The sequence below is a fragment of the Streptomyces koelreuteriae genome (assembly GCF_018604545.1).
Lineage (GTDB): Bacteria > Actinomycetota > Actinomycetes > Streptomycetales > Streptomycetaceae > Streptomyces > Streptomyces koelreuteriae.
The window spans coordinates 81,925-107,019 of the sequence record NZ_CP075896.1; the positions used below are offsets into that span (position 1 = coordinate 81,925).

Annotated in this window: 23 protein-coding genes and 2 pseudogenes; 12 read left to right on the forward strand and 13 right to left on the reverse strand. The window is 70.8% G+C overall.

Annotation, left to right across the window (positions count from 1 at the left end; all coding sequences use genetic code 11):
* Positions 1-123: 123 nt before the first annotated feature.
* Together KJK29_RS00360 and KJK29_RS00365 are read right to left on the reverse strand one after the other, a co-directional pair.
* On the reverse strand, positions 124-270 hold the full coding sequence (locus KJK29_RS00360) for a hypothetical protein (protein WP_251057657.1): 147 nt from the start codon (positions 268-270) through the stop codon (positions 124-126).
* A 142-nt stretch (positions 271-412) separates the two neighbouring features.
* Positions 413-1,474: a TerC family protein gene (locus KJK29_RS00365; protein ID WP_215116560.1), complete on the reverse strand. Its 1,062-nt coding sequence runs from the start codon at positions 1,472-1,474 to the stop codon at positions 413-415.
* A 443-nt stretch (positions 1,475-1,917) separates the two neighbouring features.
* Here KJK29_RS00365 and KJK29_RS00370 point away from each other — a divergent pair, with 443 nt between their 5' ends.
* Positions 1,918-3,399, forward strand: a complete 1,482-nt coding sequence (locus KJK29_RS00370; RefSeq protein WP_215116561.1) for an aldehyde dehydrogenase family protein — start codon at positions 1,918-1,920, stop codon at positions 3,397-3,399.
* 78 nt (positions 3,400-3,477) lie between these two features.
* Here KJK29_RS00370 and KJK29_RS00375 read toward each other — a convergent pair whose 3' ends face one another.
* From KJK29_RS00375 to KJK29_RS00395, 5 genes are all read right to left on the reverse strand, one after another.
* Positions 3,478-5,859 carry an ABC transporter permease gene (locus KJK29_RS00375; RefSeq protein ID WP_215116562.1) on the reverse strand — a complete coding sequence of 794 codons (2,382 nt, stop codon included), beginning with the start codon at positions 5,857-5,859 and terminating at the stop codon, positions 3,478-3,480.
* Entirely contained in the window at positions 5,856-6,548 is a 693-nt protein-coding gene (locus KJK29_RS00380; RefSeq protein WP_215116563.1) for an ABC transporter ATP-binding protein, read from the reverse strand. The genes KJK29_RS00375 and KJK29_RS00380 overlap by 4 nt, the downstream gene beginning before the upstream one ends.
* Positions 6,545-7,069: a PadR family transcriptional regulator gene (locus KJK29_RS00385; RefSeq protein ID WP_215116564.1), complete on the reverse strand. Its 525-nt coding sequence runs from the start codon at positions 7,067-7,069 to the stop codon at positions 6,545-6,547. The genes KJK29_RS00380 and KJK29_RS00385 overlap by 4 nt, the downstream gene beginning before the upstream one ends.
* Positions 7,070-7,601: 532 nt before the next feature.
* Complete coding sequence (locus tag KJK29_RS00390) at positions 7,602-8,264, reverse strand: DUF6461 domain-containing protein (protein ID WP_215116565.1); 663 nt, start codon at positions 8,262-8,264, stop codon at positions 7,602-7,604.
* 156 nt (positions 8,265-8,420) lie between these two features.
* Positions 8,421-9,863, reverse strand: a complete 1,443-nt coding sequence (locus KJK29_RS00395) for an amidase (RefSeq protein ID WP_215116566.1) — start codon at positions 9,861-9,863, stop codon at positions 8,421-8,423.
* A gap of 181 nt (positions 9,864-10,044) precedes the next feature.
* Between KJK29_RS00395 and KJK29_RS00400 the strand changes: the two are divergent.
* Positions 10,045-10,439 (forward strand): annotated as a pseudogene (locus KJK29_RS00400) (TOBE domain-containing protein).
* A gap of 32 nt (positions 10,440-10,471) precedes the next feature.
* On the opposite strand, the pseudogene KJK29_RS00405 reads toward KJK29_RS00400, so the two are convergent.
* From KJK29_RS00405 to KJK29_RS00415, 3 genes and pseudogenes are all read right to left on the reverse strand, one after another.
* Positions 10,472-10,783 (reverse strand): annotated as a pseudogene (locus KJK29_RS00405) (NAD(P)-dependent oxidoreductase); the annotation flags it as partial.
* Between the two features lie 135 nt (positions 10,784-10,918).
* Positions 10,919-12,217 carry a methyltransferase domain-containing protein gene (locus KJK29_RS39245; protein WP_321170375.1) on the reverse strand — a complete coding sequence of 433 codons (1,299 nt, stop codon included), beginning with the start codon at positions 12,215-12,217 and terminating at the stop codon, positions 10,919-10,921.
* A gap of 16 nt (positions 12,218-12,233) precedes the next feature.
* Positions 12,234-12,716 carry a molybdopterin-dependent oxidoreductase gene (locus tag KJK29_RS00415; RefSeq protein WP_215116567.1) on the reverse strand — a complete coding sequence of 161 codons (483 nt, stop codon included), beginning with the start codon at positions 12,714-12,716 and terminating at the stop codon, positions 12,234-12,236.
* A gap of 138 nt (positions 12,717-12,854) precedes the next feature.
* On the opposite strand from KJK29_RS00415, the gene KJK29_RS00420 reads away from it, so the two are divergent.
* The 8 genes from KJK29_RS00420 to KJK29_RS00455 all read left to right on the forward strand — a co-directional run bounded on the left by KJK29_RS00420 (position 12,855) and on the right by KJK29_RS00455 (position 19,217).
* Complete coding sequence (locus KJK29_RS00420; protein ID WP_215116568.1) at positions 12,855-13,241, forward strand: TOBE domain-containing protein; 387 nt, start codon at positions 12,855-12,857, stop codon at positions 13,239-13,241.
* Between the two features lie 59 nt (positions 13,242-13,300).
* On the forward strand, positions 13,301-14,125 hold the full coding sequence (gene modA / locus KJK29_RS00425; protein WP_215116569.1) for a molybdate ABC transporter substrate-binding protein: 825 nt from the start codon (positions 13,301-13,303) through the stop codon (positions 14,123-14,125).
* The gene (modB, locus tag KJK29_RS00430) at positions 14,122-14,985 is read left to right on the forward strand and encodes a molybdate ABC transporter permease subunit (RefSeq protein WP_215116570.1); all 864 of its coding nucleotides are present in this window, start codon (positions 14,122-14,124) and stop codon (positions 14,983-14,985) included. Before modA ends, modB begins: the two co-directional genes overlap by 4 nt.
* The gene (locus KJK29_RS00435) at positions 14,982-16,067 is read left to right on the forward strand and encodes an ABC transporter ATP-binding protein (protein WP_215116571.1); all 1,086 of its coding nucleotides are present in this window, start codon (positions 14,982-14,984) and stop codon (positions 16,065-16,067) included. The genes modB and KJK29_RS00435 overlap by 4 nt, the downstream gene beginning before the upstream one ends.
* A 444-nt stretch (positions 16,068-16,511) precedes the next feature.
* Positions 16,512-17,078, forward strand: a complete 567-nt coding sequence (locus tag KJK29_RS00440) for a universal stress protein (RefSeq protein ID WP_215116572.1) — start codon at positions 16,512-16,514, stop codon at positions 17,076-17,078.
* Between the two features lie 114 nt (positions 17,079-17,192).
* Positions 17,193-17,366 (forward strand): hypothetical protein, encoded by a 174-nt coding sequence (locus tag KJK29_RS00445; RefSeq protein WP_215116573.1) that lies wholly within the window; start codon positions 17,193-17,195, stop codon positions 17,364-17,366.
* Positions 17,367-17,704: 338 nt separating this feature from the next.
* Positions 17,705-18,517, forward strand: a complete 813-nt coding sequence (locus tag KJK29_RS00450; RefSeq protein WP_215116574.1) for an SDR family NAD(P)-dependent oxidoreductase — start codon at positions 17,705-17,707, stop codon at positions 18,515-18,517.
* A gap of 142 nt (positions 18,518-18,659) precedes the next feature.
* On the forward strand, positions 18,660-19,217 hold the full coding sequence (locus tag KJK29_RS00455; protein ID WP_251057658.1) for a hypothetical protein: 558 nt from the start codon (positions 18,660-18,662) through the stop codon (positions 19,215-19,217).
* Here KJK29_RS00455 and KJK29_RS00460 read toward each other — a convergent pair.
* The gene (locus KJK29_RS00460; RefSeq protein ID WP_215116575.1) at positions 19,195-21,771 is read right to left on the reverse strand and encodes a sensor histidine kinase; all 2,577 of its coding nucleotides are present in this window, start codon (positions 21,769-21,771) and stop codon (positions 19,195-19,197) included. The genes KJK29_RS00455 and KJK29_RS00460 overlap by 23 nt on opposite strands.
* A gap of 350 nt (positions 21,772-22,121) precedes the next feature.
* Between KJK29_RS00460 and KJK29_RS00465 the strand changes: the two genes are divergently transcribed.
* On the forward strand, positions 22,122-23,486 hold the full coding sequence (locus KJK29_RS00465) for an APC family permease (RefSeq protein ID WP_215116576.1): 1,365 nt from the start codon (positions 22,122-22,124) through the stop codon (positions 23,484-23,486).
* A gap of 156 nt (positions 23,487-23,642) precedes the next feature.
* On the opposite strand, the gene KJK29_RS00470 is transcribed toward KJK29_RS00465, so the two are convergent.
* The gene (locus tag KJK29_RS00470; protein WP_215116577.1) at positions 23,643-24,074 is read right to left on the reverse strand and encodes a PaaI family thioesterase; all 432 of its coding nucleotides are present in this window, start codon (positions 24,072-24,074) and stop codon (positions 23,643-23,645) included.
* 1 nt (position 24,075) lies between these two features.
* On the reverse strand, positions 24,076-24,450 hold the full coding sequence (locus tag KJK29_RS00475; RefSeq protein WP_305125189.1) for a winged helix-turn-helix transcriptional regulator: 375 nt from the start codon (positions 24,448-24,450) through the stop codon (positions 24,076-24,078).
* Positions 24,451-24,648: 198 nt separating this feature from the next.
* Here KJK29_RS00475 and KJK29_RS00480 point away from each other — a divergent pair, with 198 nt between their 5' ends.
* Positions 24,649-24,981, forward strand: coding sequence for a carboxymuconolactone decarboxylase family protein (locus tag KJK29_RS00480; RefSeq protein WP_251058063.1), 333 nt, complete (start codon positions 24,649-24,651; stop codon positions 24,979-24,981).
* Positions 24,982-25,095: the final 114 nt, after the last annotated feature.

Sequence of the window (25,095 nt, forward strand, 5' to 3'; positions counted from 1 at the left end):
CGGCACTGAGGGGCGTGGCCGACGGCGCTCACATCACGCGCAGTCCGTCCTGCGCGGACGGGCGGGATCGTGTTCTGCTGCTGCCGTCCGTACCGCCGTGCATCCGTCCATGAGCATCAGTGCCTATCGGCGGGCATGATGTTCGCGCTTCGGAGGGCTCTTGAGCTCCGGCTGCTGCAGGTAGTCGGAGCAGTCGGGGTTGTGGCAGGGCCCGGGGGCCCACACGGGCACGAAGATCCCGAGGGTCTTGTGCCGCTTCTTGATGATCATGTCCAGGGGGTGCTGGCAGACCGGGCACGCGGTTGTCCCTCGTGGGCCGGCCCCCCGCTCGGCTTTGCTCATTCTTTAACAATAGGCCACTTTGGTAAAAATAGGGAAAATCTACCCATTCTGGCGAGGTCTGCTGGGACGGTCAGTGCGTGCTTCGTGGCGGATCTTCCCTGGGTTCTGCCTCCGCGTGCGGGCCGTGGGCGGGTTCCGGATTCGCGGCCGTGTCCGGTCGTGGTTCTGGCCGCTCGTCCTGGGCGACGGAGGAAGGCGCCGGGGCGGGGCGCAGCAGGCTGAGCGTGACGGAAGCGGCCAGGACGACGACGATGACCGCGAGGCTGATCGGCGAGGGGATCTCCGGGATGCTGGGGCTGATCATCTTGTGCGAGGCCTGGAGGATGAGCTTGACGCCGATGAAGCCGAGGATGATCGCCAGGCCCTTGTTGAGGTAGTGGAAGCGGTCCAGCAGTCCCGCCAGCATGAAGTACAGGGCCCGCAGGCCCAGGATCGCGAAGGCGTTGCTGGTGTAGACGATGAAGGCGTCGTCGCTGACGGCGAGGACGGCGGGGACGCTGTCGACGGCGAAGATCAGGTCGGCCGCTTCGATCGCGGCGACGACCGCGAGGAGCGGGGTGGCCACGCGTTTGCCGGCTTCCTTGACGAAGAACTTGGTGCCGGCGTATTCGTCCCTGACGGGGACGATCTTGCGGAGCAGCCGCAGGGCGAAGCTCTTGCCGGGATCGAAGGTCTCCTCCTCTCCCTTGAGGAGCTTGTAGGTGCTGTAGAAGAGGATGGCGGCGAAGGCGAACAGCACCGCGGTGAAGCGGCTGACCACGGCGACGCCGAGGGAGAGGAAGATCCCCCGGAAGACCAGGGCGCCCATCACACCGAAGAACAGCACGCGGTGCTGGTAGGCGCGGGGCACCTTGAAGTAGGCGAAGATCACCGCGAAGACGAAGAGGTTGTCCACCGACAGGCTCTTCTCCAGCAGCCACGCGGTGGTGTACTCGGTGCCGGCCGTCCCGCCCAGGACGAGGAAGACGACGCCCCCGAAGATCAGGGCGAGGCCCACCCACAGGCCGCTCCAGGCGGCGGCCTCCTTGAAGCCGATGACGTGCGCGGTGCGGTGGGCCAGCAGGTCCACCGCCAGCGACACCACCACCGTCGCGGCGAACGCTCCCCACAACCACAGCGGGACCTCACCCACGCCGGTCACCCTCTTCGCGGCTCACGCCGATTTCGCAGCCCCTTGTACAGGAGTCTCCGGCATCACGCAGCGCCGAGCGACCCGGCAGGCCCCGCTCGCGGCGGCCAGGAGGTGTGGGCCCGGCAGATCGAAGCCCTGTTTCCGTGACCGGAACCGTTCATGACCGGCCACGCGGTCACCACACGTGGTCATCGACGACGCCGCCTCGTCGACACGTTCCTGCGACCAAGCGCTCGGCGGGCCCTCGTCCCGGCCGGACGTGCATCCGATCATGACGTCGTCCCGCCTCAGTCCCGCCCTGGGCCGTCTGTCCGGGAGCGCCCTGAACCCGAGGTGCGTCGCACCTTCACCTCTTACGACACTGGATAGCAAGGGGGCTGACATGTGCGAATGATCCTCGGGGCAGGACGGCGGCACCGGCCCCCGGGCGGAGGGCGGCATCCATGGCTGTCAACGGCACGAGGTGGCCGGACCCGGCCGAGTGGTCCGGGAAGATCTACAGCGCGGGCTGGCGCGAGTCCGAGGGCGGCACCCGCCAGGTGATCGAACCGGCCACGGGGCACGCGCTGGCCGACGTCGGCATCGCCTCCCCCGCAGACGTCGCTCAGGCCGGCGCTCGGGCCGCCCAGGCCGCCGGCGACTGGGCGGCGGCTCCTTCCGATCGGGTCGAGGTCCTGCTGCGCGCCTCCGCCGCCCTGCGTGAACACGGCGACGCCTTCCGCGACTGGATCGTCCGCGAGTCGGCGGGCGTCCCCGCCAAGGGCGACTACGAGATCATCGCCGCCCTCGCGCAACTGACGCACGCCGTCGGACTGGCGTCCCTGCCTCGGGGTGAGGTCCTGGCCCCTCAGGCCCCCGGTGGAACGAGTCTGGCGTGGCGGGTGCCGCTCGGCGTCGTCGGTGTCATCAACCCTTGGAACGCGCCGCTCCTGTTCGCGATGCGCGCGTTGGCGCCCGCCCTCGCGCTGGGCAACACCGTGCTGCTCAAACCCGACCCGCTCACCCCGGTGTCCGGGGGTGTCCTCGTCGCGCGGCTCTTTGAGGACGCCGGACTGCCCGACGGAGTGCTGCACGTCCTGCCGGGTGGCGCGGAGACCGGGCAGGCGGTCGCGGCGGATCCGCATGTCGCCATGGTCGCGTTCACCGGCTCCACCGAGGCCGGACGCATGGTGGCCCGTGTGGCGGGTGAGGGGTTGAAGCGGGTCTCCCTGGAACTCGGCGGCAAGAACTCGATCGTCGTGCTGGAGGACGCGGACGTGGAGGCGGCCGCCCTGGCCGGAGCCGTGAGTACCTTCGGGTACCAGGGACAGGCGTGCGTCGCCGCCGGCCGTCACCTGGTCCACGCCGACCTGGTCGAGGCGTACACCGACGCGCTGGTCGGGCGCGCGCGGGCCATGCGCGTCGGCGACCCTCGCGAAGCGGGCGTCAGCGTCGGCCCGGTCATCAGCGAGCAGCAGGTCAGCAGGATCGAGCGCATCGTCGACGAGAGCGTGGCCGTCGGGGCGCGGGTGCTCACGGGCGGCCGACGCGACGGACTCTTCTACCCGCCCACCGTCCTGGACCACGTCGGACGAGCCATGCCGGCCTTCACCGAGGAGATCTTCGGTCCCGTCGCCCCGGTCATTCCCTTTCACAGCGAGGCGGAGGCCGTCGAGATCGCCAACGACACCGCGTACGGTCTGACGGCGGCCGTGCACTCCGGCTCCGTACCCAGGGCGACCGCTGTCGCCGAGCAACTGCGCACCGGCATGGTCCACATCAACGACGTCTCCGCCAAAGACGCCGCGAACGCCCCCTTCGGAGGCATGGGCATCTCCGGCAACGGCTCCCGCATCGGCGGCACAGCCAGCCTGGAACAGTTCACTCAGTGGCGCTGGATGACGGCACCGGGGCCGCTGCCGGGGGGCCTTACGGGCCAGTGCTGACGCCGACCGGGCTTGCCTGCGGCACGCGGTGGGCTCCTCCTGGCAGGAGGAGCCCACCCCCAGGGGATGTGCGTGGGGTTACTCGGTGCGCAGGCCCGAGGGGCGCATCATGCGCAGCAGCGGCGGGAGGCTGAGCAGCGTGACCACGCCGACCACGGCGGCGCCGACGCCGGTCATGGTCAGGACGCTCGCCCAGTCCATGGCCACCGGTGTACGGGTCATCTTCAGCAGCACCGTGCCGAGGGTGACACCCACCGTGGTGGCCAGTACGAGGCCGAGTCCGACCGGGAGGGCCGTCTGCCACAGCACCGACAGGCTGAGGGTGCGGCGTCGGGTGCCGAAGGCGACCAACGCGGAGAGCAGCTTCTTGCGTTCGCGGAGCTGTTCCAGCTGGGAGACCAGCAGGCTCGCTCCGATCAGTGCCAGCACGAAGGCGGAGCCGACGAACAGGCCGGTGCGGATGGAGGCGTACTTGGCGTTCTCCTGGGTCGCCGACCAGCCGAAGGTCTGTGCCAGGGGGTCGATACGGGCGGCGACGTTGCGGATGTACTCCCGTGAGTCCGGCACCGAGGGGTCCAGACGCAGGTAGACACCGTTCGAGATCACCGCGGGCGCGGCCTTGTCGGGCAGGGCGGCGGGGGTGACCAGCAGACTGGTGTAGTCCTGCAGTGAGTCCTTGCGCGCATCCACCTCCCGAACGTTCGCCGGAACGGTCCAGGGCACCTCGATGCCGCGTTCGGCGCCGTCGTACGACGGGTCGATGTAGAGCTGCCGGCCGGGCTTCACCAGCGCGATCTCGGATGCGTTGCTGGGGTCCTCGTAGCCGCTGCGCGTCCGCGTGATGAACACGTCACCGTCCTTGCAGGAGGGCAGTGTGGCGAGTTCGCGCAGGGCGGCGCAGTTGCCCACGGTCAGGCCGTCGCCGTTCTCCGGGTCGCGACGTGTGTCCCCGTACTCGGAGTGGGCCAGGGCCACCGCGGTCCGGACACCCTTGGTGCCGGTGAACTCGCGCTCGATGCCGGACAGCGGCTCGGGGCGGCTGAAGTCGACCTGCATCTGGACCCGGCTGGGGTCCTGGCCGGTGTTCTCGGTGTACTGGCTCTGTGTTCCCGTGAAGAGCATCTGCAGTGCGATGGCCCCGGCCACCGCCACGGCGATGCCGTTGACCATACGGGCGGCGGTGCCGCTGCTCAGCTGCAGCCGTCGTACGGCCAACTGCCAGGACAGCGGGCCCTTGCCGAGCCGGACGACGACCGACTCCACGACCCAGGGCAGCAGGGCCGTGATGCCGATCAGCAGCATCACGACGCCGCCGATGACGAGGTACTGGTTGAAGTTTCCGTCCTTGCGGCCTTGGCCGATCATCGGGTAGAGCATCGCGAGGCCGGCCAGCGTCGGCAGCAGCCGCCACCACAGCCGGCGGCGGCTCGGCTTGGCCGCGCGCACGACACCGAGGGGTTCGACGACCACGCCGCGCATCGCGAGCAGCGTGACCAGCACCGCGGCGACCGGCACCGCCACCGCGACCAGCGCGGCGAGCGCGGGAGTGGGGTCGAGGTAGCTGGGCCAGACGCTCACGCCCAGCAACTCGCCGCTGCCCAGCTTCTGACGGCTCAGCAAGAAGAAGCCGGTGCCCACGACCAGGCCGAACAGGGCTCCGGCCAGCGCCTCGCCCGCCGCGATCCGCCGGGTCATCCCCCGGTCGGAGCCGACCAGGCGCAGCGCGGCGAGGCGGCGGTCCCGGCGTTCGCCGCCGAAGCGGACGGCGGCGGCGATGAACACGGCGACCGGCGTCAGCAGCACCACGAACACGACCAAGACCATGAGCAGCAGCACCGGGTCGGTCTTCTCGGGCGTGGCGTCCGGATTGCCGAACTCGGCCAGCCGCGTCACCAGTGAGGAGTCCGTGAGCTTCAGCCCCGAGGCGCCCGCGTAATAAGCGAGTTCGTGGGAGCCGATCAGCCCGCTCTCACCGATCGTGCCGGTGATCTTGTACGGCAGGCGCTCCCGCAGCAGTTTCGCGTCACCCGAGTTCAGCAGGTCCTTGAGCGCGGGAGAGACCAGCATCTCGCCCTTGCCCGGGAAGCGGTCGACTCCCGGGGGCAGCGGCGCCCGAGTGCCCTCGGGTTCGACGAACCGGCCCCTGATGTCGTCGTCGTGCCAGGTGGTGTCGGCGTCGGCGATCAGGAGCGTGTTGTCGGCCTTGGGCGGGACCGTCTGGGCGTACACGTTGGCGTAGCGGGCGTCCTCCACCTTGCTGCGGGAGGCCAGCACGTTGGGCATCGCGGTGCACAACAGGAGCAGAGCGACGCCCAGGCCGACGCCGACCGCTGTCAGCGTCATGCGGACCCAGCCCTCGCGGCCGCCGGTGACGGCGAACCGGGCTCCCAGGGCCAGGTCTCTGGACCTCCCCCACTCTCGGCTTCGCTCGAGCGGGCGGTGCCCCCTGCGCGGACTCATATGGCGCGCTCCATGTTCCGGGACTTGCCGTCGCGTACGACGATCTCGCGGTCGGCGTAGGCGGCCACCCGTGTCTCGTGGGTGACGAGGACGACGGCGGCGTTGGTGGAGCGGGCCGCTTCGGTGAGCAGTTCCATGACGCGCTCCCCGTTGTGGGAGTCGAGCGCGCCGGTCGGTTCGTCGGCGAACAGCACCCGGGGGCCGGTGACCAGTGCGCGTGCCACGGCGACGCGCTGGCCCTGGCCGCCGGAGACCTCGCCGGGCCGCTTGCCCTCCAGGTCGTCGACCTCCAGGCGTTCCATCCAGCCGAGCGCCGCCCGCTCGGCGTCCTTGCAGGAGGTGCCGTTCAGCCGGAGCGGCAGGGCGACGTTCTCCACGCAGGTCAGTTCCGGCACGAGCTGTCCGAACTGGAACACGAAGCCGAACTCGGAGCGGCGCAACGCGCTGCGCTGGGCGTCGCTCATCGTCGTCACCTCACGCCCGTGGTAGGTGATCGAGCCGGAGTCGGGCGGCAGGATGCCCGCGAGGCAGTGCAGCATGGTCGACTTGCCGGAGCCGGAGGGGCCCATGACGGCGACGACCTCGCCGGGGTGGATGGAGAACTCGGCGCCGTCGAGGGCGTGGGTGTGCCCGTAGGTCTTGCGCAGGTCCTGCGCGGTGAGCAGGGAACCATGGGGAGAGGTGGTCATCGGGCTACGGCCTCACGGAGTGTGTCGAGTCGGGCGGCGGTCAGCTCCAGCCAGCGCAGGTCGGCTTCGAGGTGGAAGAGGGCGTGGTCGCAGATCAGCTGGTCCGCCAGATCGCCCTTGCGCTTGCGGTCGGTCAGGATGCGCATGCTGCGCAGGTGTTCGGAGCGTTGGGTGTACAGGATGTCGGCCGCGTCCCGGTGGGTGAGCAGCGCGAGGACGACCCTGGTGTAGAGGGACGACTGAAGGTACTCTTCCGGCTTCTGCGGGGTCGCGAGCCACCGCTCCACGTCGGTGACGCCGGCGTCGGTGATCGCGTAGCGCTTGCGCTCCGGGCCGCCGCCGGCCTCGGTCCCGTCGACCTCGACGAGACCGTTCTTCAGCAGGCGGGACATCGTCGAGTAGACCTGGCCGTAGTGCAGCGGCCGGTCGTGACCGAACTTCTCGTCGAAGGCGCGCTTCAGGTCGTAGCCGTGCCGTGGGCCGGACTCCAGGAGCCCTAAGAGTGTGTGACCGATGGACATGACCGGCACTCTACACACCGTGTATACGCCGCATGTATACACGGCGTGTTTAGCTCATGGCGATGAGTGCGACAGCGCAGGTGAGGAAGCCGGGAATGCCGATCATCACGGTTCGACAACGGGGGGTGCGGCGGGCTTGAACGTCCGTACGCCTGGCCCGCGATGGGGCTCCGAGCCCCAGCAAGAGGTGCGGGGCGGCGCCTGGAACAGACGCTGTCAGGCGAGACGACGCCCCGCACCTGAAACGTGTCGGCCTTGCGTTGAGATTCGACCAGCCGCCACTCGCTACCAGTACACCTCACTCAGAGCTTTATTGCACATCTATTGCAACAACTTATGCGGTGCAGAAGCTGGCGGCGCAGGGCCGACCACGACGGCACCCCGAATCCGTCAAGGGCCTGGGCAGACTCCGCTACGTCGTCGAGCAGACCTTCGCCCTGATCCACCATGGTCGCGTCACGAGCTCTCCGGGCTGGTCCGCGTTGGCCAGGCGCTGGCTGTCGCCCTGGGCGGCGAGAGGTGATCCTGCCGTTCAGGACAGTCCACTTGAAGGGCCGAAATCCAGGACAGTCCCGGGCGGAACCGGTCCCTCGCCCGCGTAGGTGTCGCCCAGCGGTGCCGCCAGTGCGGTGCCCTTGGCGAGCGTCAGGCTGGGCCAGGGCCCGGCGAGGGCTGCGTCGTCCAGGGTGATGCCGAGGTGGTCGAGGATTAGGGCCACCGCTGGTGCCATCCCGGCGCCCTCGCCTTCGTGGGCGGCGAGTGCCTCTTCCACCCGATCCCACCAGGGGCCGAGCGGTTCGGACCGGCTGTGCTCCATGCCGGGCTCGAAGCACTCGATGCGCTCGCCGTCGCGCCAGTACTGGAAGACGTCGATTCCCTCGGTAGTCGCCACGCTGTAGGTCTCAGTTCCCCGCGACAACTCCGCGAGCGATTCTTCCTCAGAGCCGATGCCGCCATCCACCTCGACGCAGAAGCCCCATTCGCCGATCCTGCCGGCCCGCAGCAGCGAGACCATCCCGTCGCCCGATTCGCCCGAGGGCAGATCCGAGGCCTCGTCCCAGCCGAGCAGGCGCGCCCGTTCCGGATCGGCCCCGTACCGGGCGAACACCTCCTCGGGGCCGAGACCGCGGGTGAAAGTAACGCACATCCAGGCCCTCGCCCAGTCCGGCAACCCCGCGTCCGCGTCTGCTTCCATGATCTGCCTTCGTCATTCATTCACACCCGGCATCGCCTGCCTGGTTCATGCCGTGGGATCGGTACCGGGCAGGACGCCCGGTCAACAAGATCGTGTTACGAGTTCTCAGGGCTGTCCACACCAAAATCCGCTCCACGCCGGCGGACAGCTCCGATGTCACTGGTCCTGGATACGCCGGAACGGGCGGTCAGCTTCCAGTTCGAACGCGATTTCCAGCAGCTTCCGTTCGCCGCCGGGGCGGGCCGAGAACATGACGCCGATGGGCAGGCCGTCCGTTGTTGCGGTCGGGGCGGGCAGCGAGAGAGACGGAGTGCCGGCGACGTTGTCGAGCGGGGTGAACGCCACGTAGGCGAGGATCCGCTCGATCAGCTCGGCGTAGGGAACGGTCGGGCTGAGGTGGCCGATCGGTGGTGTGGTGTGGGCGAGCACGGGTGACAGGACGAGGTCGAGTCGGCGGATGGTCGCCGCGTGCGCCTCCTTGGCGCGCTTCAGTCGTCGCAGCATGCCGGGAGTCCGCCGCCAGTTCCGCAGATACTGCTCGCGCAGCCCCCGGCTGAGGCCGTCCATGCGGTGCCGGTCGAAGTCCGCGCCGAGGGTCCGGCCCGTGGCGCCGAGGAGGAAGGACAGCATCCCCCAGTACGTGACGAAGTCGTCGGTGAAGTTGGGGTCCATGTCCAACTCCACCGGCTCCACGGTGTGTCCGAGCCGCTCGAGCGTGGCCACGGTCTCCGTGACCGCCGCCCGGGTCGCCGCGTCGGAGTGGACACCGTTCGGCGAGTCCAGCAGGAACCCGATGCGCAGCCGGCGCTCCGAGGGGCCTTCGACCAGGCCGAGGGGCGGCAGTGCGGCGGAACCCCGCCGGTGGGTCTCGGCGGCGGCGAGGAACGCCGCGGTGTCCCGCACGGAACGGCTCACGATGCCGTCGGAGACGATGTCGATCGGAAGCCGTCGGCCCAGATCGCTTGCCACGACACGGCCACGAGTCGGCTTGAGGCCGACGAGTCCGCAGCAGGCGGCGGGTATCCGGATCGAGCCACCGCCGTCGTTGGCGTGCGCGATCGGCACCGCACCGGCGGCGACCAACGCGGCGCTGCCGCCCGACGAACCGCCTGCCGAGTAGCCCGTGTTCCAGGGGTTGCGCACCGGCTCCGCACCGTCGTACTCGGTGCTCGGACTGAACCCGAACTCGGGCAGCCGGGTCTTGCCCAGCACGGTGACGCCGCTGCTCAGGAGTTGCCGGGTGAAGGGTGCGTGGCGCCGCGCCGCCCTCGGCCGGAAGGCGGCACTGCCGTGGCCCGTGGGCAGCCCCTGGTAGTCGGTGTTGTCCTTGACGAAGGTCGGTACCCCGGCGAAGGCACCGCCCGTCGCGGCGGCGGATGCCGGGCTGTCGACATCGGCGGTTGCCGGGCTGTCGACGTGCGCCTGGACCGCGCCCAGCCGTGCGTCGATCGCCCGCACCCGCTCCCCCGCGGCCCGGGCGACCTCGGCCGGGGAGACCTCACCCCGCCGGATCGCCGCGGCGAGTCCGACGGCGTCGTGCTCTCCCAGGGCGTCGTCCCGGAAAGCGTGCACGATGGTCCGTTCGTCGAAAGTCGTCACCGCTGCCTCAGCCCCTGCCGTGTGGGTGGTCGGCCGCCATCATTCCTTACTCTCAAGTAACTTGCGAGGAGTTCGCCAGACGTTCGTCGTCGCCCGCTTCGCCCCACCACGGTGTTCCGCTCCCTGTCCGTGGCCGGCCTGGTGGCAGAGGTCTCCCGTGGATGGGCCTATCTTGGCCCGTATGCAGGCATACACGATCGGCCAGGCGGCCCGGCTACTCGGCGTGAGTCCGGACACCGCGCGGCGGTGGGCGGACGCGGGGCGAGTGGCGACCCTCGCGACGAGGGCGGGAAGCGCCTCATCGACGGGAAGGACCTGGCCGCGTTCTCGGTGGAGCTCGCCAAGGGCGGGAGCGGGGAGGAGGACGCCTCCTACACCTCGGTGCGCAACGCCTTCCCCGGCATCGTGACCGCGATCAAGCTCGGTGATGTGGCAGCCCAGGTGGAGATCCAGGCGGGTCCCCATCGGCTGGTGTCGCTGCTGACGCGGGAGGCCGTGGAGGAGCTGGGGCTGGAGGTCGGGATGGAGGCCACCGCCCGGGTGAAGTCGACGAACGTGCACATCGACCGCGTCTGAGCGGGAGGCGGTGGCCTCCGGGTGTCACTTGTTCACCTGTTCACCGAGTAGGAGTGGGCTCCCGTGCCGGCCAGGCCGCCGCCGTCGGCGATCAGGTACTCGTCGCGGATCGGGCGGCCCGCGAACCAGGACTCCAGGATCTCCCGGGTGCCCGCGGCGTAGCGGGCCTGCGCGGACAGCGACGAGCCGGAGATGTGCGGGGTCATGCCGTGGTGCGGCATGGTGCGCCACGGGTGGTCGGCGGGAGCGGGCTGCGGGTACCAGACGTCACCCGCGTAGCCCGCCAACTGCCCGCTCCGCAAGGCGCGGTCGACGGCGTCCCGGTCCACGATCTTCGCCCGAGCCGGCCTTCGCCAACGCCCTGCGCGACGCGACCGGAGTCCGCTTCACCGAACTCCCGCTCACCCGCGACCGGGTGTGGCTGGCCTTGCGCGACGCGGGCGTGGCCGACTCGGGTGGTCGGTGAGGGAGGTTCAGGTTCAGGGGATGACGCGGACCGCGCGCGCCAGGAAGTGGTGCCGGGCGTCCTCGTAGCAGTCCAGGCTCCAGCCCGCCGCCTCCAGCGCGGGGCGCAGGTTCTCCTCGGCCAGTGGGTCGTCGGGGTCGAGGGGGCGTCCGTGGCGGGCGGCTCGTTCGGCGCGGCCGGAGGGGTGGAAGAGGAGCAGGACGCCACCGGGGGCGGTCACCCGAGCCCACTCGCACAGGGCGGCCGGCGGGTCGGGGACGTGGTTGATCAGGCCCGCGCTGAAGACGCCGTCCACCGCGCCGACGGGCAGCGGCAGTCGGCAGGCGTCGGCGAGGAGCAGGTGGGCGTCGTCGGTACGGCGATGCTGTCCGGCGGCGGTGAGCATGGCCGCGGTGAGGTCCACTCCGAGGACGACACCCTCCTCCCCCACCTCGGCGCGCAGGGCGGGCAGGGCCCGGCCGCTGCCGCAGCCCACGTCCAGGGCGCGCAGGCCCGGGCGCAGTCCCATGCGGGTCACGGCCGCCGCGTAGACCGGGTTGTCGGCGGCGAAGCGCTCCTCCCAGGTGGCCGCGCGAGGCGTGAAGAAGGTGCGGGTCGCGGTCAGGGCGGCCCGGTCGGCGGCGAGGGCGGCGAAGCGGGCGAACACGTCGTCGCGATACGGAGCCAGCACAGCCAGTTCCGCGGGGGCCGACTCGACCAGGTCCGGAGCGGCGTCCGCCTCACCCGGGAGGGCCGTGGCGAAGGCGTCGACGGCCGTGTTGTCCACCTCCAGGTGGAACCGCAGGCCCCAGGCCGAGCCCCCGACCCGGAACGCCTGCACCGGGTGACGGTCGCAGGAGGCCAACAGAGTGGCACCGGACGGCAGGTCCATGGTGTCCGCGTGGCAGTGCGGGACGCGGAGCCGCTCGGGTACGCCGGACAGGAGCGGATCCTTGCGCGCCGCCGGGGACATGCGCACCGGCGCCCAGCCGACCTGCGTTCCGGGCCCGCGCAGGGCCGTCCCGCCCGCCGCCACCGCCAGCAGCCGCGCGCCCAGGCACACCCCGAGCACCGGCACCTCGGCCTCCAGCGCGGCTCGCAGCAGCGCCAGTTCCGCGTCGCGGCTGGGAAAGTCCTCGTCTGCCGCTGCAGACCCGCCCATCACCAGCAGGGCGGCGGTACCGTCCAGCGTGCCGGGCACCGGGTCGCCCGCCCAGGTGCGGCAGGTCCGCAGCTTCAGGCCGGCCGCTTCCAGCGCCGTACCGATGGCGTACGGGCCTTCGTGCGGCGCGTGCTCCAGGATCAGGACGTCCGCCACCGGGTCGTGCTGCACCGCGTTCCTCTCGTCGTCAGGTCCACGCGCTGTAGCCGCCGTCGACGCGAATGGCGTCGATGCCGCTGATGTGGCGGGCGCCGCAGCGGTCCTGGGGCAGGACGAGCTGGGAGCCGGCCCGGTCGAGGGGTGTGTCGTCGAGGGTGACCGCGAGCAGGACGGGGGCGCGGCCGAAGTCGGGGTCTATCTCGGCCCAGGACAACAGGGCGTGGTGGCCGTCCGCGCCGTGTACGGCGATCAGGAAGCGCAGGCGGTCCTTGCGGCGGGCGGGGTCGAAGGCCGGGCCCGCGTCCATGAGGACGTCGTGCAGGAGAGGGCCGGTGAAGCGGTGGCGCTGGATGCCGCTGGTGGCGCACTCGAAGCTGACCTGTGCCCCGTGCTGGGGCCATGCGAGCAGGTCGGGCACCGTCAGCCGGGTCGGTCGGTCGAGGTCGCCCGTGAGGGCGAGTTCCGCCGCGGGTCCGGCGGCCGTGCGGGCAGCTGCGAGGGTCTGGCTCACTGGCTACCACCTCCCGGATGACCGTACCCGAGCCATGGTCCCGTACAAACGCACATGCCATGCCGACACGCGAAGGGTCCGGCTCATGCGATATGACAGGAGACTTTCGCCTCGCATCTGCGGCAGTATGATCGGCGTATGCACAGCTACCGGATCGGGGACGCCGCCGCCTTACTCGGCGTGAGCCCCGACACCGTGCGGCGTCTGGTCGACGGCGGGAAACTGACCGCCGAGCGCGATGAGCTGGGGCGCCGGATCATTCCGGGGCCGGCCCTCGCGGCCTACGCCCGCGAGACGCACCGGGCGGAGCGGGAGTCCACCGGCTCCTCGGCCCGCAACCGGTTCTCCGGCATCGTCACCGATGTGATCCTCGGGGACGTCTCCGCGCAGGTGGAGATCCAGGCCGGGCCGTTCCGGGTGGTGGCGATGGTCAGCCGCGAGTCGGCTGAGGAACTGAAGCTGGAGCCCGGTGTTCCGGCGGTTGCCGTGATCAAGTCGACCAACGTGGTCGTCGAAAGCCCCTAGACAAGGTCGTGGGGATCGTAGTTCTTGTGTCCGTCAGGACCAGAGGGAGTGGACCCGTGATGACCCGTACCGTGCGCCGGACCCGCCGGATACTGCAGGTGACCGGCGCAGGTGCCGCCGCGCTGCTGGCCCTGAGCGCCTGCTCGTCCTCCGACGACTCCTCGTCGGCGTCGGACTCCTCGGCGTCGGACTCCGGCTCGCCGAAGCTGTCCGGAGAGGTGACCGTCTTCGCCGCCGCCTCGCTGAAGGAGAGTTTCACGACGCTGGGCAAGGAGTTCGAGAAGGCCCACCCCGGCACCAAGGTCACCTTCAGCTTCGGCGGCAGCGACGCGCTGGCCGCGAGCATCACCGGCGGCGCCCCGGCCGATGTGTTCGCCTCCGCCAGCCCCAAGACGATGAAGATCGTCACGGACGCCGGAGACGCCTCCGGCACACCCGCCACCTTCGTGCGCAACGAACTGGAGATCGCCACCCTGCCGGGCAACCCCGACAAGGTCGCCTCCCTGAAGGACCTCACGAACGCGGACCTGAAGGTCGTGCTGTGCGACAAGACGGTGCCGTGCGGTGCCGCCGCCCAGAAGGCCCTGGACGCGAGCAAGCTGAAGCTCACCCCGGTCTCCTACGAGGAGGACGTCAAGTCCGCCCTCAACAAGGTGGTCCTGAAGGAGGCCGACGCGTCGGTCGTGTACAAGACCGACGTGAAGGCGGCCGGTGACAAGGTGGAGGGCGTGGAGTTCCCCGAGTCCGCCGACGCCATCAACGACTACCCCATCACCCTCCTCAAGAGCTCGAAGAACACCGGGACCGCCAAGGCGTTCATGGAGCTGGTGCAGTCCTCCGAAGGCCAGAAGGTCCTGAACGAAGCCGGATTCCTCAAGCCGTGACCTCCCCTTCCCTGGACAAGGCCGACGCCGCGGACACCCTCACCGGTGGCCCGCGGCGCCGCCGCACCCTCCGGGGCGTTCGCGGGGGCGCCCCGCTGCCTCTCCTCCTGCCCGCGCTGATCGGCCTCGCCTTCCTGGTCCTGCCGCTCGTCGCCCTGCTGGTCAGGGCCCCCTGGCGCAGCATGCCCGAGCTGCTGACCAGCGCCGAGGTGTGGCAGGCCCTCCAGCTGTCCCTGGTCTGTGCGACGGCGGCGACCGCGGTGAGCCTGGTGATCGGGGTGCCGCTGGCGTGGCTGCTCGCCCGGGTCGATTTCCCGGGCCGCGGGCTCGTGCGCGCCTTGGTGACTCTCCCGCTGGTCCTGCCCCCCGTGGTCGGGGGTGTGGCGCTGCTGATGGCGCTGGGGCGCAACGGGGTCGTCGGCAAGTGGCTGGACGCCTGGTTCGGGATCACTCTGCCCTTCACCACGACGGGAGTCGTGATCGCGGAGGCCTTCGTGGCGATGCCGTTTCTCGTCATCAGTGTGGAGGGCACGCTGCGCGCCGCCGACCCGCGCTACGAGGAGGCCGCCACGACGCTGGGCGCCTCCCGCTTCACCGCGTTCCGACGTGTCACCCTGCCGCTCATCGCTCCGGGTATCGCGGCGGGCGCCGTCCTGGCATGGGCCAGGGCACTCGGTGAGTTCGGCGCGACCATCACCTTCGCCGGCAACTTCCCCGGCCGCACCCAGACCATGCCCCTCGCGGTCTATCTGGCCCTGCAGAACGACCCGGCGGCGGCGATCGCCCTCAGCCTGGTCCTGCTGGCCGTGTCGATCGCCGTACTCGCCGGACTGCGCGACCGCTGGATGACCGCCTCATGACCGATCCCGAGACGACCGATGCCGAGAAGACCGATGCCGCCGCTGAGGGGCTCGACACACGGCTGGTGGTCGAGCGCGGCTCCTTCCGTCTCGATGTCGCGCTGACAGCGGCCCCGGGTGACGTCGTCGCCCTGCTCGGCCCCAACGGTGCGGGCAAGACCACGGCCCTCCGCGCACTGGCCGGTCTCGTCCCCCTGACCGGCGGCCATCTCCACCTCGATGGCACGGACTTGGACCGTATGCCTCCGGAAGCCCGGCCGGTCGGGGTCGTCTTCCAGGACTACCTGCTCTTCCCCCATCTGTCCGCTCTGGACAACGTGGCCTTCGGGCCGCGCTGCCACGGGGCGACGAAGGCGGAGGCCCGCGCCCAGGCCTCCGCATGGCTGGAGCGCCTCGGTCTGGCCGAGCACGGTTCCGCGAAACCCCGCCGCCTCTCCGGCGGGCAGGCCCAGCGCGTCGCCCTCGCCCGCGCCCTGGCCACGCATCCCCGCCTGCTCCTCCTCGACGAGCCGCTCGCCGCCCTAGACGCCCGCACACGCCTCGACGTCCGCGCCCAACTCCGCCACCACCTGGCCGAGTTCGAGGCCGTCGCCGTCCTCGTCACGCACGACCCGCTCGACGCCATGGTTCTCGCGGACCATCTCGTCGTCATCGAGGACGGCCACATCGTCCAGCGGGGCACCCCCGCCGACATCGCCCGCCGCCCGCGCACCGACTACATCGCCCATCTGGTCGGGCTCAACCTCTATCGGGGCGAGGCCGAAGGGCACACGGTCCGCGTCGACCACGGATCGGCGGTCACCACCACGGAGGACCTCACCGGCCCGGTCTTCGTCGCCTTCCCCCCGAGCGCGGTGACCCTCTACCAGGACCGCCCGAGCGGCGCCAGCGCCCGCAATCTGTGGCGCTGCGAGGTCTCCGGCATGGAAACCCACGGCGACCAGATCCGCGTCGCGCTCAGCGGCGAACTCCCGTTGGCCGCCGATCTCACCACCGTCGCCGCGGCCGAACTCGACCTGCGCCCCGGAGCCACGGTCTGGGCGACGGTCAAGGCCGCCCAGACGCACGCGTATCCGGCCTGAGCGTGCGGGGCGGATGTGCGCGGTGTCGGACCCCCGTCCTCTGCGAGGCCCCGATACAGGCCCGGGCGGGCCGGTCGGGCGTGGGTGAGGGATGACCGGCCCGCCCGGCGTCAAGGGGTACGGGTTCGCTGGAGGCCCGCATCCTGGCCAACGCGTGCTTGTCCGGGCTGAGCATGCGGAGCGGATGGGTGAGGTTGTGGTCTGGAGGGCCCCGGACGCGGGGAGGCGGGCCGGGGCTCGCCGACGACGCTATGCCCGGTGTCCTCGACTCCAGGACGTCCCTGACGGGTTCCTGACGGCGATCGTGCCGACCTTGACGGCGTGCTGACGCCACCGGTGAGAGGGCGTGCGAAGGGCCGTCAGGACTACGCCAAGAACGGACGCGTGGGGTGTTCGAAAGCGTGGAAACAGGGGTGGGATGGACGTGGTTCCGAGGAGGATCAGATGTCCGAGTCCCACTCGCCAGCGGCCGCTCGCCTCGTCGTGGGAGTGAGCGGTTCGCTGGGCAGTCTCACCGCCCTGAGCCGGGCCGCCGACGAGGCCCGGTACCGCGGGGCCGAGCTCTGGCCGGTGCTGGCCTGGGAACCGCCCGGCGGGGATCTCGCCGCTCGCAGGTCCCCGGCGGCAGCCGTCCTGGTCGAGGACTGGGAGCGGCTGGCGCGGGAGAGGCTGCTCAAGGCGCTGTGTGAGGTGTTCGGCGGCCTCGGTTCCGGGCTGCCCGGGCAGGCGCTCATCGCCCGGGGCGGCCCGGGGCCGGCGCTGGTGCGGATCGCCGACCGGGAGGGCGACGTCCTCGTGGTCGGCGCCGGACGGCGCGGCCGTCTGTGCCGTGCGCTGTGGCCGTCGGTCGGCCGCTACTGCCTCGCCCACGCCGCCTGCCCCGTCCTCGCGGTGCCACCGTCCCCGCTTCAGGCCGCGCTGGAAACCGCGCACCGCCGGAACGTCCTGCGGCTCCCACTGGACACCGGGCGCCTCAAGCGGGAGTTCGACGCCGTGCCGCCCGGCGCCTGAGCCGTCAGGACGTGGCTTCGGACAATGGGCCGCAGAGCCCTTGCCGCGTCAAGAACTCGACAGTATTCAGGGCATCCCTTGCGAGTCAGGGGCGGATTTCCGGACCCTGACGACGTGGCTACTGACTGGTTCCCCGACCGCGGGGTCCGCCGAATGGTGCTCCTACTGGGCACCGCGGGCTTGGCCGTGCTCACCGGCGGCATCGTCGGCGATCTGCTCTGGGTCATCGGTCTCGGAGCATGGATGTTCATGATCGCTCTCATCGTCGAGCTGGTCTATCGCCCTTGAGACCTGGGGGGCCGGCCTGACCATGGCCGTCAAGGACCCGTATGCGCACGTCAGAAGCCCGTCAGGGAACGCGTCCCCCGCTTGCCCGGCGCGTGCGGGACGGCTTCCATGGTGAGCGTGAACAGCGCCTGGCTTCTCTTCGACCGGCCGCCGAGTACCACTCGGCCACGCCGTCGTGCGCCGCGCTGCCCGGAAGCATCCGCGTTCTCCTGACGCGCCTTCCGTGATCCGAGGGGCACCGCGCTCACGTCCGGTTCCCCTCGCTCCCCCTTCGTCCCCGCACGCCCGCCACCCCACGCCGGGGCCGAGCGGCGTGCCCGCACCCTTCGGATCGGACCATGTCTGACTTCGCCCTTTCGTCGCGTACCGTCCTGGTCACCGGCGCCACCTCCGGCATCGGATACGAGGCCGCACGGCAGCTCGCCGAACGCGGTGCCACCGTGCTGCTGCACGGCCGCACCGCCGAGGAGGCCCGCGCCGCAGCCGACAGGCTCATCGCCACCGCCGGAATCGACGCCGCCCGACTTCGGCCGTACGCAGCGGACTTCGCGCACCTCCAGGAGGTGGAGGCCATGGCCGAACACGTCGTCCGCGACCACCCGCACCTCGATGTGCTCGTCAACAACGCGGGCATGGCCGCACCCGAGCGCCACACCGTCACCGCCGACGGCAACGAGATCGCCTTCCAGGTGAACTTCCTCGCCCACTACCTGCTGACCTGCCTGCTGGAGCCGGCCCTCACCAGGGACCCCGGTGGCCGGGTGGTCAACGTGTCCTCGTCTCTGCACCGTACGGCCTCCATCCAGTGGAGCGACCCGAACCGGTCCCGCCGCTACTCCCGGCTCACCGCCTACGCCCAGTCGCAGCTCGCGCTGACGGTCTTCGCCGCCGACCCGCGCGTCACCGCGGTCTCCGTGCACCCCGGGGTCTGCGACACGACTCTGCTGCCGCTGTACGCCCATGAGGGCGTCAAGCCGGCCGAGGGCGCGGCGCACGTGGTCCGGCTGTGCGACCCGGCCGTCGAGATCGTCAACGGCGCCTACTACGACCGCGCCGAGCGCGTCGATCCGTCCCCGCTCGCCGCTGAGGACCGCACGGTCAAGCGCCTCAACAAGCTGGCCGACCTCCTCGTCGGCGGCGGCACGGTCTGAACCTCGTTCCCTGCGACGGAGCCGGGGTCACACGGCGGACAGGTCCTTGCGGACGTCCGGGGCGTCAAGCACGAGCAGATGCTCCGTCAGAGTCGTATCAAGGTGCGGGACTCCGGCCTCCCGGGTCTCTAACGTCGGCCCTATGGAACGCAGGCATGACGCGCGTGACGACGCGGTCCACGCTCACGAACAGGCGGCCGGGGGAGTGGCCCGAGACCATTGCTGGGCAGGGAATCTGCGCAGCGCGGTGCAGTGTTCAGCGGTGCTCCTCGCCGTGCTGCTCGTGATCGACTGGGGAAACGACAGCCTCACGACCGGGCGCTGCGGGCTGTGGGCCGGGCTCGCAGCGCTCCTCTTCGTGCTCCTCTTCCCGCCCAGAGTCACCGCGGGCAAGGGCTGGCTGTCCTCGCGCGGACTGCTGCCCGGGCGGCGGGTCCGCACCGACCTCTTGGTGTCGGTGCGCTGCCTGGACGGCGTCTCCCAGCGGCTCCGCCTGCGGGACGCGCTCGGCGGGCGCGTCGAGATCGACCCTCAGGTCCTGGTGAACAATCCCGGACTGTGGCACCGCCTGGCCGAGGACGCTCGGGAGTCGGTGGCTCGCGGCTCGCTGACCTGCGGTGAGACCGTGCTGCGCCGCCTCTCGGAACGGATCGACCGTCAGACCGCCCGGTCCGTCTTCAAGGTCTCGGAGCTGGACTAGGAAGGTCCTCTCCGGCACCGCCGGCGCGCTCGACCTGCTCGGCGAAGGGCAGGGACAGCGCCATCGTCAGGCCCCCGCCCGGGGTGTCCTCCGGGGTGAGGGTGCCGTTCATCGCCTCGGTCAGTCCCCGTGAGAGGGCCAGGCCCAGGCCGAGGCCCGTCGTGTTGTCGGTGTCGCCCAGGCGCTGGAAGGGCTCGAAGATCCGGTCCCGGTCGGTGGGCGGGAGGCCGGGTCCTCGGTCGACGACGCGCAGTTCGACGCGGCCCGCGTGGGCGCTGGCGGTCAGCAGCACCTTGCTCCCCGCTGGGCTGTGACGGGCGGCATTGCCGACTAGATTGGCGATCACCCGTTCGAGCAAGGGAGGGTCGGCCAGGACCGCGGGAACCTCCTCCAGGTCCGCCACCTCGACCCCGGGGGTGTCGGCGAGAGCCACGGGGAGGACCTCCTCCAGGGCGGTGGCGCGCAGGTCGAGGGTGAGCGCGCCGGCCTGGAGGCGGCTGAGGTCGAGGAGGTTCTCGATCAGCCGGTTGAGCCGGGCCATGGACTCGTCGGCGGTGGCGAGGAGTTCGTCCCGGTCGTCGGGCGAGAACTCCACGTCCTGGCTGCGAAGCGAGGCGACGGCGGCCCAGCCCGCGGCGAGCGGGGTGCGCAGGTCGTGGCCGACCGCCCGCAGCAGCGCCGTACGCATGCGGTCGGCCGCCTTGACCGGCTCGACCTCGGCGACGGCCTCGGCCAGCCGGGCCCGCTCGACCGCCGACCCCACATGCGCCGCGAACGCGGACAGCACGCGCCGCTCGGAGGACGGGAGGGTACGGCCGCGCAGGACAAGGAAGGCGCCGGGGCCCGCCGGCACGGCGGTCACGCCGTCCTCTCCGGGCGGTTCGTCCACCAGCTCCGCGGCATCCATACCGAAGGTCTCGCGGGTCCGTTCCACCAAGGCGGGAATGGTCGCGCCGCCCCGCACGATCGTGCCCGCGAGGGACGACATGGTCTCCGCCTCGGCGGTGGCGCGGGCCGAGCGTCTCGCCAGCCGCAGCGAGCGGTCGACGACGGCGGCCACGGTGGCGGCCACCACCGCGAAGACCGCCAGGGCGAGCAGCGCGTTCGGATCGTCGAGGGTGAACCGACCGACGGGCGGGATGAACCAGTAGTTGAGCAGCAGCGACGCCGTCACCGACGCGATCACCGCCGACGCGACCCCGCCTATGCACGCCACCCCCACCACGGTGAGCAGGAAGAGCAGTGCCTCGCTGGTGAGGTTCAGTCTGTCCCTGGCCACGTCCAGGTCCAGCAGGAAGGTGAGCGCCACGGGCAGCAGCAGACCGGCGACCGGGCCCGCGATCCTGCGTACGGTCGAGAGGGTGCGCCTGCGGGAGGGCAGCAGGGTGCCGCGCCCGGCGCGCTCGTGCGTGACCATGTGGATGTCGATGTCGGCGGAGAGTTCGACGACCGTCTCGCCGGTGCCGCGCCCCGTGACGAACCGTTCGACGCGGCCGCGGCGGCTGGTGCCGAGGACGAGCTGGGTGGCGTTCTCGGCGCGGGCGAACTCCACCAGGGCGGTGGCGACGTCGTCGCCGACCACCGAGTGGTAGCTGCCGCCGAGATCCTCGATGAGCCGCCGCTGCCGGGCCAGGGAGGCGTGCGAGGCGCCGGAGGCGAGACCGTCGCTGCGGGTCACGTGCACGGCGAGCAGGTCACCGCCCGCCGACCGGTCCGCGACGCGAGCGGCTCTCCGGATCAGTGTGTCCCCCTCCGGCCCACCCGTCAGGGCCACGACGACTCGCTCCCGGGTCTCCCACACGCCGCCGATGCCGTGCTCCGAGCGATAGGTCTGCAGCGCCTCGTCGACGCGGTCGGCGACCCACAGCAGGGCGAGCTGGCGCAGCGCCGTCAGGTTGCCGGGGCGGAAGTAGTCGGCGAGAGCCGCGTCGACCTTCTCCGGAGCGTAGATGTTGCCGTGCGCCATCCGCCGACGCAGCCCTTCGGGCGGGATGTCGACCAGCTCGATCTGATGGGCCCGCCGTACGACCTCGTCGGGCACCGTCTCGTGCTGCGGCACTCTGGTGATCTTCTCGACGACGTCGTTCAGTGACTCGAGATGCTGGATGTTGAGGGCGCTGATGACGTCGATCCCGGCGGCGAGCAGTTCCTCGATGTCCTGCCAGCGCTTGGTGTTGCGGCCGCCGCCGGGGACGTTGCTGTGGGCGAACTCGTCGACGATCGCCACCTGCGGGCGGCGCGCCAGGACGGCGGCGAGGTCCATCTCCTCGAACGCCCCGCCGCGGTAGACGCACGAGGCCCGCTCGACCACTTCCAGGCCGTCGAGCATCCCCTCCGTGCCGGGCCGCCCGTGGCACTCGACGAACCCCACCACGACATCGGCCCCGCGCGAGGCTCTGCGCCGCGCCTCGTCGAGCATGCGGTAGGTCTTTCCCACGCCGGGGGCGGCCCCGAGATAGACCTTGAGGCGTCCCGGGCGTACGGCACCCGCACCGGCCCCTGCCTCGCTTCCGCCGGTCCGTACGTCACTCGCATTGGTCCGTACGTCACTCATCGCAGCCGACGTGCTCCGCTCACTGGCGATCGACTCCCCCGAGGGGAAGGGTTGCTTCCCCCTACCGAAGCGCCACTCCGAGGTGCTCGCAGCGCTCCTTGACACATCCTTGGCGCCGGTCACGAGGACGTTGACACCGCCTTGACGGGATCCAGGCCGAAAGGGTGAAGGGGACGGCATGCGCGGCGTAGGGACGGTTCCGGCTCTCGTGGTCCTCGCCACCACGGTGGCGACGTGGATGCGGATGCGAACACCTCCCCGAATGCAGTACGTCAAGGCATCACCCAAGGGCTTGCGGGGCAGTCGAGACGTTGTTCAGTTCCGCGCCGAACGCCTCAGGGAGTGCCTTCGTGTCCGAGACCGGGAATGATGCGGCTGCCGCGCCGGAACAAGGGGACGACACACCGCTGCGTCGCGCCATCGGCCCCAGACTGCTGATCCTGTTCGTGATCGGCGACATCCTCGGCACGGGCATCTACGCCACCACCGGTCAGGTCGCCGGAAAGATCGGCGGGGCACTCTGGCTGCCGTTCCTCATCGGCTTCGTCGTAGCCGTCCTGACAGCCGCCTCGTACGTCGAACTCGTCGGCAAATACCCGAAGGCGGCCGGTGCCGCGCTCTACACCCAGAAGGCGTTCAAGGTCCCGTTCCTCACCTTCATCGTCGCCTTCATGGTCATGTGCTCGGGTCTCTCCTCCGCGAGTGCGGCGGCCCGCGCCTTCAGCGGTGACTATCTGTCCGAGTTCACGGACGTTTTCCCGCCCACCCTCATCGCGATCCTGTTCATCCTCGCCCTGGCCGCCCTGAATCTGCGCGGCGTGTCGGAGTCCGTGAAGACCAACGTGGTCCTCACCACGGTCGAACTGACCGGCCTGGTCGTCATTCTCACGATCGGTGCCTGGGCCGTCCTGACCGGTGACGGTGAGCCCTCTCGGCTCGGCGAGTTCCAGGCGGGGGGCACGGGTTTCGCACTGCTCACCAGTGTGCTGGGGGCGACAGCCCTCGGCTTCTTCGCCTTCGTGGGCTTCGAGGACTCCGTCAACATGGCCGAGGAGACCAAGGACCCGGTGCGGACCTTCCCGAAGGCCATCTTCATCGGCGTCGCCGTCACCGGGACCATCTACGTCCTGGTCGCCCTGGTCTCCTCCCTGCTCGTCGACTACCGGGTGCTGGAGGACTCCAGCGGGCCGCTGCTGGAGGTCGTCAAGGCCGGCGGGCTCGACTTCCCGCCCAAACTGTTCGCCCTGATCGCCCTGTTCGCGGTCACCAACTCGGCCCTGATCAACATCATGATGGCGTCCCGCCTCTGCTACGGCATGGCGAACGAGCGCATCCTGCCGCGCGCCCTGGGCCGCGTGCTGCCCCGGCGACGCACCCCGGTCGTCGGCATCGTCTTCGTCTCGCTCCTGGCGATCGGCCTGGTCTGCACCGGCGAGATCGCGGGGCTCGGCGACACCACGTCCTTCCTTCTGCTGTGTGTCTTCGCCGTCGTCAACATCGCCGTCCTCGTCCTGCGCCGCGACCCGGTGGAGCACCAGCACTTCCGTACGCCGACCGTCCTGCCGGTGCTCGGCGCGATCACCACCCTGATCCTGGCCAGCCCCCTCTCCGACCGGCCCGCGGACGTCTACATCCGGGCAGGCGTGCTGCTGGCCATCGGCATCGGGCTGTGGGCGCTCAACAAGGTGGTGCTCAAGGCGCGCGGCGAGGACTGAGCAGACGTCGCACATCCCGTACGAGCGTGCAGTCGCACATCCCGTACGAGCCTGCAGAGGGCGCCGAGGAGAATCACCGCCGCGGCCGCGATCCAGAGAGCCGAGCGGGAGTGATCCCGAACGAATCGGCCGGGCGCGTTCAGCCCACCCGTGGCGTCAGGGTTCCTGTGAGGGTTCGGGGATCGCGACGGTTCCCTGTGCCACCGCGCACAGGGTCTCCACGCCCGCGCTGTCCACGACGGAGAGGTCGCAGCGGCACACGACACGGGAACGGCCCGCCCGGACGACCTGTGCGTGGGCCCGCAGCAGTGCGCCGTCGGCGGGGCGCAGGTAGTCGATGGTGAACCCGGCGGTGAGCAGCTTCGCGCCGACGACGGTGCCGGCGGCGAACGTCAGCGTGTTGTCCGCCGCGTAGGCGAGTACGCCGCCGTGCAGGAAGCCGTTCTGCTGGCGCAGGTCGTCGCGGATGTCCAGCTCCAGGGTCGCCGCGCCCTTCTCGAAGACCACCAGGCGGGCGCCGAGCAGGTTGCTGAAGGGCTGGGCCGCCAGAACCTTCTGCGCGAGAGCCAGATTCGGAGCGTCCGTCACATCACACCTCGTCTTCCGTGATCGCCTGGTGGCGGGTGGTCGGCTCTGTGAGGGTCTCGGCCCAGTCCTCGGCCCAGCGGGCGAGAGGGCCGAGGGCGCGGTAGGCGTCCTCGCCGAGGGCGGTGAGGGTGTAGCCGCTGTCGTCCTGTTGCGTGACGAGGCCCGCCTGGCCGAGTTCGACGAGGCGTTGGCGCAGGACGCTGGAGGACATGCCGTCGCAGCGCTGCTGCAAGGGGCGAAAGCCGGTGGGGCCCTGATGCAGCTCCCAGATGATGCGCAGGCTCCAGCGCCGGCCGAACAGGTCGAGCGCCGCCATGATCGGGCGACCGCTGGTCGAGCCGCGGACCGGGCGCCCTGGTCTGGGTGTCTCTGCCATGTCGCCCGACATCTCCCTCTAGTGCTTCGTTTTTCGAAACGCTAGCATCCTCTCCTGCTTCGGAAAACGAAGCGGACGAGTGGTGGCGGTCGTGGCCCACGGCTTTGGCCGCCGCGCCACCGCCAGCAAAGAAAAGGGAGCAGTAGGTGGCCGGCCACGGACCGACGGCTCTTCGATCGGTTCTTCGGCGGGGGTCTGCTGGACCGCGGGCATCTCGCCCTCAAGCAGCGCGAGATCGTCATCGACCGCGTCACCGCCCGCTGCGGGAGCGAGTACGAGTGGGGCGTGCACGTCAGCGCCTTCGCCGAGAAGGCCGGACTGACCCGCGATCAGATCGCCTCGACCTGCGCCGGTGGCCCCGAGGACGACTGCTGGAGCGAGGAGGAAGGCTGTCCCGTGCGACTGTGCGACCGGATCGACGCCGGTTGCACACTCGACGACGAGGACTGGACGGACGGCCTGAGCCTCCCCCTTGAGCCTTGGGCCGCGCGCTTCTCGCAGTACGGCGCAGCGGGTGGCGGCGCGCGATGAGCATGGGACCGAGGTCGCCTTCATCGTGAACTCTCAGGGAGCAGGGTTTTGATGAAGGCGACCTGGTCGACGGCTACGAGGCCCCTGACGGGCAGCGGCTTGTCGAAAGCCACA